The 12594-nt window shown below is 63.7% G+C and carries 9 protein-coding genes and 1 tRNA gene; 3 read left to right on the top strand and 7 right to left on the bottom strand.

Annotated features, from left to right (window positions below):
* Window positions 1-4: 4 nt before the first annotated feature.
* On the top strand, window positions 5-1627 hold the full coding sequence (locus tag C7I85_RS09985; protein WP_106724095.1) for an ABC transporter ATP-binding protein: 1623 nt from the start codon (window positions 5-7) through the stop codon (window positions 1625-1627).
* Between the two features lie 27 nt (window positions 1628-1654).
* Here the strand turns inward: C7I85_RS09985 and C7I85_RS09980 are convergent, their stop codons facing one another.
* Both C7I85_RS09980 and C7I85_RS09975 read right to left on the bottom strand, forming a co-directional pair.
* The gene (locus C7I85_RS09980; protein WP_106723816.1) at window positions 1655-1912 is read right to left on the bottom strand and encodes a hypothetical protein; all 258 of its coding nucleotides are present in this window, start codon (window positions 1910-1912) and stop codon (window positions 1655-1657) included.
* A gap of 97 nt (window positions 1913-2009) precedes the next feature.
* Window positions 2010-2086: transfer RNA gene (locus C7I85_RS09975), tRNA-Pro, on the bottom strand.
* A gap of 203 nt (window positions 2087-2289) precedes the next feature.
* Here C7I85_RS09975 and C7I85_RS09970 point away from each other — a divergent pair.
* Together C7I85_RS09970 and C7I85_RS09965 are read left to right on the top strand one after the other, a co-directional pair.
* Window positions 2290-3810 (top strand): phosphomannomutase/phosphoglucomutase, encoded by a 1521-nt coding sequence (locus C7I85_RS09970; protein ID WP_106723815.1) that lies wholly within the window; start codon window positions 2290-2292, stop codon window positions 3808-3810.
* Between the two features lie 15 nt (window positions 3811-3825).
* Window positions 3826-6060: a mannose-1-phosphate guanylyltransferase/mannose-6-phosphate isomerase gene (locus C7I85_RS09965; RefSeq protein ID WP_106723814.1), complete on the top strand. Its 2235-nt coding sequence runs from the start codon at window positions 3826-3828 to the stop codon at window positions 6058-6060.
* 78 nt (window positions 6061-6138) lie between these two features.
* Here the strand turns inward: C7I85_RS09965 and betB are convergent, their stop codons facing one another.
* Genes betB through betI form a run of 5 tightly spaced genes read right to left on the bottom strand, consistent with a single transcriptional unit; the run spans window position 6139 to window position 12403 of the window.
* A complete protein-coding gene (betB, locus tag C7I85_RS09960) occupies window positions 6139-7602 on the bottom strand; it encodes a betaine-aldehyde dehydrogenase (protein ID WP_106723813.1) in 1464 nt (487 codons plus the stop codon).
* Window positions 7603-7640: 38 nt separating this feature from the next.
* Window positions 7641-9293: a choline dehydrogenase gene (gene betA / locus C7I85_RS09955; RefSeq protein WP_106723812.1), complete on the bottom strand. Its 1653-nt coding sequence runs from the start codon at window positions 9291-9293 to the stop codon at window positions 7641-7643.
* Window positions 9286-10290, bottom strand: coding sequence for a threonine/serine dehydratase (locus tag C7I85_RS09950; protein ID WP_428832840.1), 1005 nt, complete (start codon window positions 10288-10290; stop codon window positions 9286-9288). The genes betA and C7I85_RS09950 overlap by 8 nt, the downstream gene beginning before the upstream one ends.
* Window positions 10287-11813, bottom strand: a complete 1527-nt coding sequence (gene betC / locus C7I85_RS09945; RefSeq protein WP_106723811.1) for a choline-sulfatase — start codon at window positions 11811-11813, stop codon at window positions 10287-10289. Before betC ends, C7I85_RS09950 begins: the two co-directional genes overlap by 4 nt.
* Entirely contained in the window at window positions 11810-12403 is a 594-nt protein-coding gene (gene betI / locus C7I85_RS09940; RefSeq protein WP_106723810.1) for a transcriptional regulator BetI, read from the bottom strand. Before betI ends, betC begins: the two co-directional genes overlap by 4 nt.
* Between the last annotated feature and the right edge of the window lie 191 nt (window positions 12404-12594).

The raw sequence follows: 12594 nt of genomic DNA, 5'->3' as shown, positions 1-12594 counted from the left end.
AGCCATGACGATCACTTCCCAACCCATCCTGTCAGTCAAGGACCTGCGCGTGTGCTTCCGCACACTCGACGGCCAGGTCGACGCCGTCAAAGGCATCAACCTGCATGTCAATGCGGGCGAAACGGTCGCCATCGTCGGCGAATCCGGATCGGGCAAGAGCCAGACCATGATGGCGGCGATGCGCCTTCTGGCGTCCAATGGCGAGGCGACAGGCGCCGTCGATTATCGCGGCACGAACCTGCTCGAACTCGACAGGTCTTCGCTCAACGAGGTGCGCGGAAGGAAGATCACCATGATCTTCCAGGAGCCGATGACCTCGCTGGACCCGCTCTACACGATCGGCAACCAGCTCACGGAGCCGATCCGCCGCCATCGCAAGCTGAGCGCGGCGGAGGCACGCAAGGAAGCCGTACGCCTTCTGGAACTGGTGAAGATACCGGACCCGGAACGGCGCATGAAGTCCTACCCCTATGAGATGTCGGGAGGCCAACGCCAGCGCGTGATGATCGCCATGGCGCTTGCCAACGATCCCGACATCCTGATTGCCGACGAGCCGACGACCGCGCTCGACGTGACCGTGCAGGCACAGATCCTGGCGCTGCTTGCCGACCTTCAGCGCCGGCTTGGCATGGCCATCGTCTTCATCACCCACGATCTCGGCATCGTGCGGCGCTTCGCCGATCGCGTCTATGTCATGCGCTCGGGCGAGGTGGTGGAGGAGGGGAACGCCGAAAAGGTGTTCTCAGCGCCCAAGCACGACTACACCAAGATGCTGCTGGCAGCCGAGCCGACCGGCAGGAAGGTATCGCCGCAGAGCAGTGCGCCTGTTCTGCTCGAAGGCCGGAACGTCGAGGTGACGTTCAAGATCGGAGGCGGTTTTCTGGCCGGGCCTCATCTCGTCCTGAAGGCCGTGGACCGTATTTCGCTGGCGCTTAAGCGTGGGCAGACCATTGGCATCGTCGGCGAATCAGGATCGGGAAAGTCGACGCTGGGGCGGGCACTGCTGCGGCTTTTGCCGAGCGAGGGGGCAATCCGGTTCGACCATCGCGACATCTCGGCAGCCGACACCGCGACCATGCGGCCGCTGAGGCGGGAGCTTCAACTGGTCTTCCAGGATCCGTTCGGCTCGCTATCGCCGCGCATGACCATAGGCCAGGTCATCACCGAGGGCCTGTTGGTTCATGAGCCGTCGCTCTCGTCCAGGGAACGTGATCAGCGTGCGGTCGAGGCGCTGCGCGAGGTTGGGCTCGATCCAAACATGCGCAACCGCTACCCGCACGAATTCTCGGGCGGGCAGAGGCAGCGCATCGCGATCGCTCGCGCGGTGATTCTCAAGCCGAAACTGGTGGTTTTGGATGAGCCCACCTCGGCCCTGGATCGTTCGGTGCAGAAGCAGATCGTCGAGCTCCTGCGGCAGCTGCAGATAGAGCACGATCTTTCCTACCTCTTCATCAGCCACGACCTTGCGGTCGTCCGCGCCATGGCCGACTACATCATCGTGATGAAACAGGGAAAGATCGTCGAAGAGGGGCAGACAGACGAGATCTTCGACAATCCGCGCGAGGCCTACACGCAGGCGCTTATGAGTGCCGCGATCGATGTGAAGCGATTCCGCGTCGCCGTTTGATGGAAAGCTGAAAAATCGTCCCGGGAATCACCGGGGCGGTTTGATTCTGCCGGCGCCGACATCGACGGTGATGCTGCCGGAGACCTTTACGTCGAAATTGCCGACCTTGAAGGTGCCGGGCTTTGCAGTGGGCTGCTCGTCCGGCTCCGGCTGCGGCGCCTGAACGATGGGGTCCGGCTGCTTGACCCCGGGCAACGGCTGGTTGCCATTCGCAAAGGCCTGCAAGGGCGCGATGGCGCCTGCCGCAACGATGATTCCATAGAGGAAATGGAGTTTTGCGCTCATGGTCCGGCACCATAGCGGCAAGCCGCTCTGCGCGCCACTGACGAAAGGTAACACAAGTTCGTGAGGTGAAGCCCGGTCGGGAAAGCCGGATTTTTTCTGGTCGGAGTGGCAGGATTCGAACCTGCGACCCCCTGCTCCCGAAGCAGGTGCGCTACCAGGCTGCGCTACACTCCGTGACCAGACGGCGGGCTTATAGCCGCCGAAAAAAAACTCCGCAAGCGGCAAACTGGTTGTCAGGCGAAGAAACTTCGCTTTTCTTGCATTGACCCACACCTTTCGATTTTGTGCCAGCCGAAAGACGGATATTGAGGCTTAATGCGGCAGTAAGCCGTTGCTGCTATTGTAAAATCCGACCAGCTGAATTCGGAGCGGACCGCGTGACCTTCAAGATCGTTGGTGAGACCAAGCCCAACACATTTGCATTCGAGACCAGCGCGCTGGTGAAGCCGACCGGCTTTCGCGAATATGACGCACGCTGGTGGTTCGGCCATCCCGGCTCGGACAAGGCGCCGGAACTGAACCTCATCGGGGTGCAGGCGCTCGGCATGGGGCTCGGCACACTGATCCACCGGCTGGGCGTCGGCCCCGACATCGTCGTCGGACACGATTTCCGTAGCTATTCCATGTCCATCAAGCTGGCGCTGACTGCGGGGTTGATGGCGGCGGGTGCACGCGTGAAGGATATCGGGCTGGCGCTGTCGCCCATGGCGTATTTCGCGCAGTTTGCGCTCGACACGCCTTCGGTTGCGATGGTGACCGCCTCACACAACGAGAATGGCTGGACCGGCGTGAAGATGGGGGCGGCGCGGCCGCTGACCTTCGGACCGGACGAGATGAGCGCGCTGAAGAAGATCGTGCTCGAAGGCGATTTCGATCTCATCGGTGGCGGGGCCTATGAGTTCGTGCCGGATTTCCGCAAAACCTATCTGGACGATCTGACCAAGGGTCACAGGATCTCGCGCAAGCTGAAGGTCGTGGCCGCCTGCGGCAACGGCACAGCCGGGGCCTTTGCCCCCGAGGCGCTTGAGCGAATCGGCTGCGAGGTGATTCCGCTCGACGTCGAGCTCGATCACAGCTTCCCGCATTACAATCCGAACCCCGAAGACATGCACATGCTGCATGCGATCCGCGACAAGGTGCTGGAGACCGGTGCGGATGTCGGCCTCGGCTTCGATGGCGATGGTGACCGCTGCGGCGTGGTCGACAATGAGGGCAACGAGATCTTTGCCGACAAGGTCGGCGTGATGCTCGCCCGCGACATATCTGCGATCCATCCCAACTCGGTCTTCGTGGCCGATGTGAAATCCACGGGGCTGTTTGCCACCGATCCGGTGCTGCGCAGGAACGGAGCCAAAACCGACTACTGGAAGACGGGTCACTCCTACATGAAGCGGCGGGTGACCGAGATCGGCGCCATTGCCGGTTTCGAGAAGTCCGGCCACTATTTCTTCAACCCGCCGATCGGCCGCGGCTACGACGACGGGCTCGTCACCGCGATTGCCATCTGCGAGATGCTGGACCGCAATCCGGGGCGCAGCATGGCCGATCTCTATCGCGACCTGCCGCTGACCCATGGCACGCCGACCATGTCGCCGCATTGCCCGGACGAGCTGAAATATGGCGTCGTCGATCGTGTTGTGGCCGATTTCGCGGCTATGAAGCAAAGTGGTGCCACATTCGCCGGCCAGAAGATCACCGATCTCATCACCGTCAACGGCGTGCGTGTGGTGGCCGAAGACGGCACCTGGGGCCTTGTGCGTGCTTCATCCAACAAGCCGGAGATCGTGGTTGTGGTGGAGAGCCCGGTGTCATCCGAACGCCGGCGGGAAATGTTCAACGGGCTCGACGCAGTGCTGCGCCGCAGCCCCGAGGTGGGCGCCTATAACCAGACATTCTGAACGGGGGCAGTTGCCATGACAGAGCGGATTGTCAGTTTCGTGATGAGCGGCGGCGTGGGCTCGCGGCTTTGGCCGCTGTCGCGCGAGGACAATCCCAAGCAGTTCCACGACCTGTCGGGCGACGGCTCGATGCTGGTCAAGACGCTGCGCCGGCTGAAGGCGCGACCCCATGGCGAAACGCCTGTCTTTCTGATTGCATCCGAGCGCCATGCCGGCCGCGTGCAGGACGACATTGCCACAATCGACCTTGCCGGCGGCACGGCGATCTTCGAGCCGGTCGGCCGCAATACGGCTGCCGCGGTTGCGATCGCCACGCTGCAGACGCTGGCCGCCTATGGCGACGGCATCGTGCTAGTGGTGCCGTCCGACCATCAGATTTCGACCGACACCCAGTTCTGGGAAACCATCGAGCGTGGCGTGCCCGCCGCAAGCGACGGAAGGCTGGTGGTGTTCGGCATCCGACCGAACCAGCCGGAAACCGGCTACGGCTATATCGAGGTTGCGGGCAATGGCGCGGGTGTCAGCGACGTCTCGCGCTTTGTCGAAAAGCCCGATCTCGAAACGGCCAAGGCCTACCTCGAGGCGGGGAACTTCTTCTGGAACACCGGCATCTTCCTGTTCCGCGCCAGCACGATGCGCGACGAATTCGCAAAGCATCAGCCGAAGATCTGGCAGGCCGCCGAGCGGGCCTTCAGGCAGGCGAATGCGGACCTCTCGGGCCTCTACATGCCGCTGGAGCTCTATGAGGTCATTCCGTCGAACTCCATCGACTACGCGATCATGGAGCACGCGGCGGGCATCGCCATGGTGCCGGCGACCTTCCGCTGGAACGACCTCGGCTCCTGGCAGTCGCTGCTCGATGTCAGCCCGACCGACGGGCAGGGCAACGTCGTCGTCGGCGACGTCGTCGCGATGGATTGCGAGAACTCATACATGCGCAGCGAGGGTAGGCTGCTCTCGGCCATAGGGCTGAAAGACATCGCGATTGTCGCCACCATGGACGCGACCTTCGTGGCGCCGGTCAGCCACAGCCAGGACGTCAAGAAGATCGTCGAACAGCTTGAAAAGAGTGGCCGCCTCGAAACCAAGTTCACGCCCTCGCGCGATCGGGTGCTGGTGAGCGGCGCCTGGCGCAAGCGCGTGCAGCACTGGCTGTTCGAGGAGACGTTGCCGCTCTGGTCCACGGTCGGCGTGGACGATCGCCTGGGCGGCTTCCACGAGGCGCTAGGCTTCGACGGCAAGCCGCTGGTGAAGCCCAAGCGTATGCGCACCATGGCTCGCCAGGTCTACGCCTTTGCCGTCGCCAAGCTGCGCGGGTGGGACGGCCCTGCCGATGCACTCATCGCGCACGGCCTCGCCTTCATGTCCGGCAACGGGCGCACGGAACGCGGCGGCTGGGTGCGCACGATGAACATCGACGGCAGCGTGGCAGACGCCGCGGAGGACGCCTACGACCATTCCTGCGTCTTGCTGGCACTGGCCTATGCGCATATGTGCGGCAACCCCGACGCGTTGCGGCTTGGCGAGGAAACCCTTGCGTTCCTCGACCAGCATCTCGAGGACGAGCGGCTGACCGGCTTCATGGAGACGTCGGCTGGGGAGGGGCTGCGCCGCTCCAACCCGCATATGCATCTTCTGGAGGCTTTCCTCGCCTGGCATGCGGCCACCTACGACCGCAACCATCTGCGCCGCGCGGCGCGGATCGTCGATCTGTTCCGCAACCACTTCTTCGACCCCGACAGCTGGACGCTCGGGGAGTTCTTCAACGACGAGTGGCTGCCTGCCGCCGGCGAGAAGGGCACCTGGACCGAGCCGGGCCATCATTTCGAATGGGCCTCGCTCCTGGTCGACTTCGCCGCCAAGAGCGGTCAGAAGAACCTTACCGCCTATGCCCGCAAGCTTTACGCCTCGGCCGTTGCCAACGGACTGAACCGTGCGACGGGGCTCGCCTATGGCGCCGTCTCACGCCAGGGAATGCCGCTCGACCGGGTCTCGCGTAGCTGGCCGCAGACCGAAGCGATCAAGGCGGCCATCGCCCTCGACGGCGCGGAGGGTCCCGACCTCAAGCCCGAGATCGAGGCGCGGGTGGGGCGGCTGTTCCGCTGGCATATCGACCCGGCGCCGCTCGGCCTCTGGATCGACAGGATCGATGAGCGCGGCCGCTCGATGGCAAGCGAAGTGCCGGCCTCGATCTTCTATCATCTCGTCTGTGCGCTGATGCAGTATCTGGACAGCACCAGCGAGAACTGAAAACGGCGGCTTTACGCCGCCGCAAAAGCTCTTTCCAAACAGTATGTTGGAAGAGAAAATAGATTCAGTTTGCGAGCCTCAATAGGGGCTCGCAACATCCCCCGTTTCGACATAGATCGACTTGACTTGCGAGTAATGGCCAAGCGCTTCGCGCGCATTTTCGCGGCCGATGCCCGACTGCTTGTAGCCGCCGAAGGGCATTTCGACTGGGGTCAGGTTGTAGGCGTTGATCCAGCAGGTGCCGGCCTGCAACTCCGAAATCACGCGATGCCCGCGCGCGATGTCCTTGGTGAAGACGCCGGCGGCCAGACCGAACTCAGTGGCGTTGGCGCGCGCGATCACTTCCTCCTCGGTGTCGAAGGACAGCACGCTCATCACCGGCCCGAAGATTTCCTCGCGGGCGATGCGCATGTTGTCGGTCACGCCGGTGAAGACGGTGGGCTCGACGAAGAAGCCGCCGTCAAAGCCCTGAAGCGAAGGCACGTTGCCGCCGCAGGCGAGCTTTGCGCCTTCCAGCTTGCCGATCTGAATGTAGCCGACAACCTTGTCGTGCTGTGCCTTGCTGACGAGGGGCCCCATCTGAGTCTCGGGATCGAGTGGATCGCCGATGCGGATCGTTTTGGTGCGCTCGACGAGACGCTCCACAAAGTGGTCATGCAGGCCTTTCTGGACGAAGACGCGGGTGCCGTTCGAGCAGATCTGGCCGGTCGAGTAGAAGTTGCCGAGCATGGCGCCGCCGATGGCATTTTCGAGGTCGGCGTCGTCGAAGACGATGAGTGGCGACTTGCCGCCGAGTTCCATCGTCGCGTGCTTCAGCTTGGAGCCGGCGAGCGACATCACCTTGCGCCCGGTCGGTACCGAGCCGGTCACGGAAACCTTGGCGACGACGTCATGGTCGACCAATGCGCCGCCGACGTCACCATAGCCCTGCACCACGTTGAACAGTCCGTCCGGCAGGCCGGCCTCGGTGTAGATCTCGGCCAGCGCAAGCGCTGAAAGCGGGGTGTTTTCGGAGGGCTTGAACACCATGGCATTGCCCATGGCGAGCGCAGGCGCAGACTTCCAGCCGGCGATCTGGATCGGATAGTTCCAGGCGCCGATGCCGACGCACACGCCGAGCGCTTCGCGCCGGGTATAGGCGAAGGGGCCGCCGAGATCGATGAACTCGCCGTTGTAAGCGCCGATGGCGCCAGCGAAATATTCAAGGCAGTCGGCCGCCGAGGGCGCGTCCGCGACCAACGTTTCCTGGATCGCCTTGCCGGTGTCCAGCGTCTCGAGGCGCGCGAGCTCTTCGTTGCGGGCGCGCAGAATGTCTGCCGCGCGACGCAGGATGCGGCCGCGCTCGACGGGCTTGAGCCGCGCCCAGGCGGGCTGCGCGGCACGCGCGGCTTCGATTGCCAGTTCGATCACATTGGGCGTGGCCGAATGCAATGTGGCAATGGTTTCGCCGGTCGCCGGGTAGATGACCGGGATAGGCGCGCCGCGCTCGTCGTCCACGAAGCGGCCATTGATATAGTGCGAGGCTTTAGGTTGAGCGCGCATAGTCGTCTCCGGAATCTATTTCGGCTTGATGCTCTAGCTTAACGGTCCGAGACCTGCCAGCGCGGGTTTATCCATGGTTCCTGATTGGAAGGCGCAAGCGGTGTGCGACCAAGGATGTGGTCGGCTGCCTTCTCGCCGGTCATGATCGAGGGGCCGTTGAGATTGCCGTTGGTGATGCGCGGGAAGATGGAGGAATCGGCCACGCGCAGGCCTTCCACGCCGATGACGCGGCATTCCGGGTCCACCACCGCCATTGGATCGTCGTGGCGCCCCATGCGGCAGGTACCGCACGGGTGGAGCGCGCTTTCTGCATGGTCGCGGATGAACATGTCGAGTTCCGCATCGGTCTGCACATGCTTGCCCGGCGAGATCTCCTGGCCGCGATAGGCGTCGAAGGCTGCCTGGCCGAAGATTTCGCGGGTAAGGCGGATGCAGCGGCGGAACTCCGCCCAGTCATCCGGGTGCGACATGTAGTTGAAGCGGATGACCGGCTTTTCCTTCGGGTCCGGCGAGCGCAGCGTGACTGCGCCACGCGATTTCGAACGCATCGGTCCGACATGGGCCTGGAAGCCATGCGACTTTGCCGCAGCCTTGCCGTCATAGCGCACGGCCGCCGGGATGAAGTGATACTGGATGTCGGGATAATCGATATTGGCGGCCGAGCGCACGAAGGCAGCCGCCTCGAAGTGGTTGGTGGCGCCCAGGCCGTTCTTGAACAGCATCCATTGCGCGCCGATCAAAGCCTTGGAGACGGGGTTGAGGACGGAGTTCAGCGTGATCGGCTTGGTCGACTCCTGCTGGATGTAGAGTTCGAGATGGTCCTGCAGATTGGCGCCGACGCCTGGACGGTCCGCGACGACGGCGATGCCATGGGCCTTTAGGTGCTGCGCGGGGCCGATGCCCGACAGCATCAGGATCTTGGGGGAATTGATGGACGAGGCGGCCACGATCACTTCGCGCCGCGCCTTCACGACCTCGATCTTGCCGCGAGCTTCGATCTCGACGCCGACGGCGCGTTGATTCTCTATGACGACCTTTCGCGCGAAGCCATTGACCAGGCGAACGTTTTTCCTCTTTAGGGCGGGGCGCAGGTAGGCATTGGCGGTCGACCAGCGACGGCCGCGATGGATGGTCTGCTCCATCGGCCCAAAGCCCTCCTGCTTGGAGCCGTTATAATCGTCGGTCAGTTCGAATCCTGCCTGCCGGCCTGCCTCGATGAAGGCCGCATAGAGCGGGTTGACGCGCTTGCCGCGCTGCACATGTAGCGGCCCGCTGGTGCCGCGCCAGCCATCCTCGCCGCCGTGCGAATGCTCCATGCGCTTGAAGTAGGGCAGCACGTCGGCATAGCCCCAGCCCATTGCGCCTTGCTCGGCCCAGTGATCGAAATCGCGGGCGTGGCCACGCACATAGACCATGCCGTTGATGGAGGAGGAGCCGCCCAAAACCTTGCCGCGCGGCGTGGCCAGCACGCGCCCGCCGAGATGAGGCTCGGGTTCGCTGGAGAAACCCCAGTCGTAGAGCGGCATGTTGAGCGGAATGGAAAGCGCCGAAGGCATCTGGATCAGCGGGCCGATATCCGAGCCGCCGAATTCGATGACGATGACCGAATGCTTGCCGTCTTCCGACAGCCGGTAGGCCATGGCCGAACCCGCCGAGCCGGAACCAACAATGACGAAATCTGCCTCAAGCATCGGCAAGGTGCCTCATGTAATCATTTAAGGAAACGTTTCCGCCGGTGGCGACGACCAGAACAGTCTTGCCGGCAAGGTCGAGGCCGCCGTCGAGAAGGGCAGCGAGAGTTGCGGCGCCCGAAGGCTCGAGCACGAGCTTCAGCCGTTCGAAGGCGATCTTCATGGCGCGGCGCACCGAAGCGTCGTTGACAGCCAGGCCGCGCACGCCGGCGGCGCTAACGGCGGCGAAGGGGGCTTCGCCGGGCTTGCGCGCCATCAGGCCATCGCAGATCGAGGGCGAGACGAGCGGCATGGTTTCGATTGCGCCCTTGGCGAGCGAGGTGCCCATGCCGTTGAACCCTTCCGGCTCGACGGCGATCACCTGCGTCTCGGGCGAGAGGTAGTGGAAGGCGAGCGACACGCCACCAATCAGGCCACCGCCGCCCACAGCACAAAGCACGATGTCGGCCTTGGCGCCCTTGGCGGCCAGCTGGTCGATTGCTTCGAGACCGGCGCCGGCCTGGCCCGCGACGATCTCCGAGTCGTCGAACGGGTGCAGCAGGGCAAGGCCTTCTTCCTTGGCGATTTCGCGGGCGCGTTCCGAGGCGACTTCCTCGCGGGGCCGCGCGCCATGGTCGGTCAGCACCACGCGCGCGCCATAGCCCGCCGTGGCGTCACGCTTGGCGGCAGGCGCGTCGATCGGCATGACGATGGTGACCGGGATGCCGAGCGCCTGGCCGGCGGCGGCGAGGCCTTGCGCGAAATTGCCGGACGAGTAGGCGACAACGCCGCGCTTGGCTTCTTCCGGCGAAAGCTGCTTCAGCCGCCAATAGGCGCCGCGCACCTTGAAGGAGCCGGCCCATTGCAGCGACTCGGGCTTTATGAAGACGCGAGCCGCGCCGGTCATCGCGGTGAGAGGGCGGGATTCCAGAAGCGGCGTCAGCTGCGTCACCTGCGAGGTGGCGGCATAGGCGCGCCTGATATGGTCGAGGGTGGGGACGATAGGCGTAGTCATCATTCACCTCGCGGAAAGCGTTTCTGCTCTTCGAGCACGTTGAGATCCATGTGGTTGCGCATGTAGCGTTCGGAAGCCTGCCGAAGCGGCTGGAAATCCCACGGGAAGTAGGAGCCGTTCCGGAGTGCCGGATAGACGACCCAGCGCCGTGCCTGGCTCTGGCGCACCGCCTTGTCGAAGGCAGCCATGTCCCAGCGCGCCTGAACTCTTTCCATGAAACCGGCGACCAGCACGGCATTGGCCGGATTGGCGGCGAGATTGGTCAGCTCAAGCGGATCCGATTCCAGATCAAAGAGTTGCGGCGGATCGATCTCGCAATGCACGAACTTGTATTTGCCGTTGCGAATGGCCACCAGTGGCGCATATGAGCCCTCGGCGGCGTATTCCATCAGCACTGGTTCGCTGCGTGGCTGGCCCTGCATTTGCGGCTTCAGCGACTGGCCGTCCGTCCAGGGCATGATGTCGGCGATGTCTATGCCGGCGAGGTCGCAAAGCGTGGGGCAGATGTCGAGATTGGATGTCGGCGCCTGGATCAGGCCGGGCGCGATGCCCTTGCCGGCAATCATCAGCGGCACGCGCGCCGAGCCTTCGTAGAAGCACATCTTGAACCACAGGCCGCGCTCGCCGAGCATGTCGCCGTGGTCTGAGCAGAACAGGATGACGGTGTTGTCCAGCATGCGGGTGCGTTCGAGCACCGAGATCAACTCGCCTACCTTGTCGTCGAGATAGGAGATGTTGGCGAAGTAGCCGCGGCGCGAGCGGCGCACCTGCTCGGGCGTGATGTCGAAGTTGTCGTAGTCGCTGGCGAGGTAGAGCCGCTGAGAATGCGGATCCTGCTTGTCCTTCGGGATGAAGCCGACCTCCGGCTCCAGCGCAGGGCAGTCCTCGTAGAGGTCCCAATATTTGCGGCGCGCGACGTAAGGGTCGTGCGGATGGGTAAAGGAGACGGTCAGGCACCAGGGACGATGCTGCGGGGCTTCCGACGCGCGGGCGTGTTCGTAAATCTTCTGCCCGGCGAGGAAGGCGACCTCGTCGTCATACTCCATCTGGTTGCTGATTTCGGCCACGCCCGCGCCGGTGACCGAGCCGAGGTTATGATACCACCAGTCGATGCGCTCGCCCGGCTTACGGTAGTCCGGCGTCCAGCCGAAGTCGGCCGGGTAGATGTCGGTGGTCAGCCGTTCTTCGAAGCCGTGCAACTGGTCGGGGCCGACGAAATGCATCTTGCCCGAAAGCGCCGTGTGATAGCCCGCCGAACGCAGGTGGTGCGCGAAGGTGGGGATCGAGGAGGCGAATTCGGCGGCGTTGTCAAAGACCTCGGTGCGCGACGGCAGCTGCCCGCTCATGAAGGAGGCGCGGCCCGGCGCGCAGAGCGGCGAGGCGGTGTAGTTGTTGCGAAACCGGGCCGAGCGTGCGGCCAGTGCCTTGAGATGCGGCGCGTGCAGGAAGTCGGCCGGGCCGTCCGGGAACAGCGTCCCGTTCAACTGGTCGACCATGATGATCAGTATGTTGGGGCGGCCGCTCATGAGGCTGTCTTGTGCTGCTGGAGTTTCGTTTCGAGATAATCTTCGATCACCGCGACCGCGCTTGCCGCGTTCGGCGCGCCATCCTTGAGGGCGCGGCGGATGTAGAAGCCGTCGATCAGGGCGGCGATGCCCTCGGCGACGCGGTCGGCCTCAGTGCGCGGCATCAGCGCGCAAAGCCCGCTCATCAGGTTCGAATGCAGGCGGCGCGCATAGACGCGCAGCAGGCGGCGGAGCGCTGGCGACTTCTGCGCCTCGACATAGAAGGCGAGCCACGCGGCGATGGTCTCGGCCTGGAACTGCTTGTCGGAAAAGTTCACCGCGATGACGGCCAGCACGCGCTCACGCGGGCCGGTCGAGCCGGGCAGGGCGGCGCGCAGATCCGCGCCGAGCTCGGACAGCAGGTAGCGCATGGTGGCCTGCAGCAGTTCGTCCTTGGCGCCGAAATAGTGGTGCGCCAGCGCCGACGACACGCCCGCGCGGCCCGCGATCTCGGACATGGTGACGTCCAGCGACCCGCGCTCGCCGATCGCAGAGATCGTCGCGTCTATCAGCGCCTTGCGGCGCACGGGTTCCATTCCGACCTTGGGCACTTAAATTCCTCCAGCGGCAAGCCTATTTTTAATTAACTGATCAATCAATAAAAATCCCATCGCCCGTTGTGGTGGCTGCGACAATCCACAGAGGGGTGACGGAACCACGGCCTAGTTGCCGGCCGGCGACTGGCGCATTATGTTCATGATTGAACAGTTACGCATGCGTTCTTAGTATGCTAGGAATGTCC

Source organism: Pseudaminobacter soli (ex Li et al. 2025), assembly GCF_003012705.1.
Lineage (GTDB): Bacteria > Pseudomonadota > Alphaproteobacteria > Rhizobiales > Rhizobiaceae > Pseudaminobacter > Pseudaminobacter soli.
This window is presented reverse-complemented; position numbering and strand designations above follow the sequence as displayed.

Excerpts from the sequence above, each read along its gene's own strand:
- C7I85_RS09985 (WP_106724095.1), top strand. The coding sequence starts at position 5 with ATGACGATCACTTCCCAACCCATCCTGTCAGTCAAGGACCTGCGCGTG.
- C7I85_RS09980 (WP_106723816.1), bottom strand. The coding sequence starts at position 1,912 with ATGAGCGCAAAACTCCATTTCCTCTATGGAATCATCGTTGCGGCAGGC.
- C7I85_RS09965 (WP_106723814.1), top strand. The coding sequence starts at position 3,826 with ATGACAGAGCGGATTGTCAGTTTCGTGATGAGCGGCGGCGTGGGCTCG.
- betB (WP_106723813.1), bottom strand. The coding sequence starts at position 7,602 with ATGCGCGCTCAACCTAAAGCCTCGCACTATATCAATGGCCGCTTCGTG.
- betA (WP_106723812.1), bottom strand. The coding sequence starts at position 9,293 with ATGCTTGAGGCAGATTTCGTCATTGTTGGTTCCGGCTCGGCGGGTTCG.
- C7I85_RS09950 (WP_428832840.1), bottom strand. The coding sequence starts at position 10,290 with ATGATGACTACGCCTATCGTCCCCACCCTCGACCATATCAGGCGCGCC.
- betC (WP_106723811.1), bottom strand. The coding sequence starts at position 11,813 with ATGAGCGGCCGCCCCAACATACTGATCATCATGGTCGACCAGTTGAAC.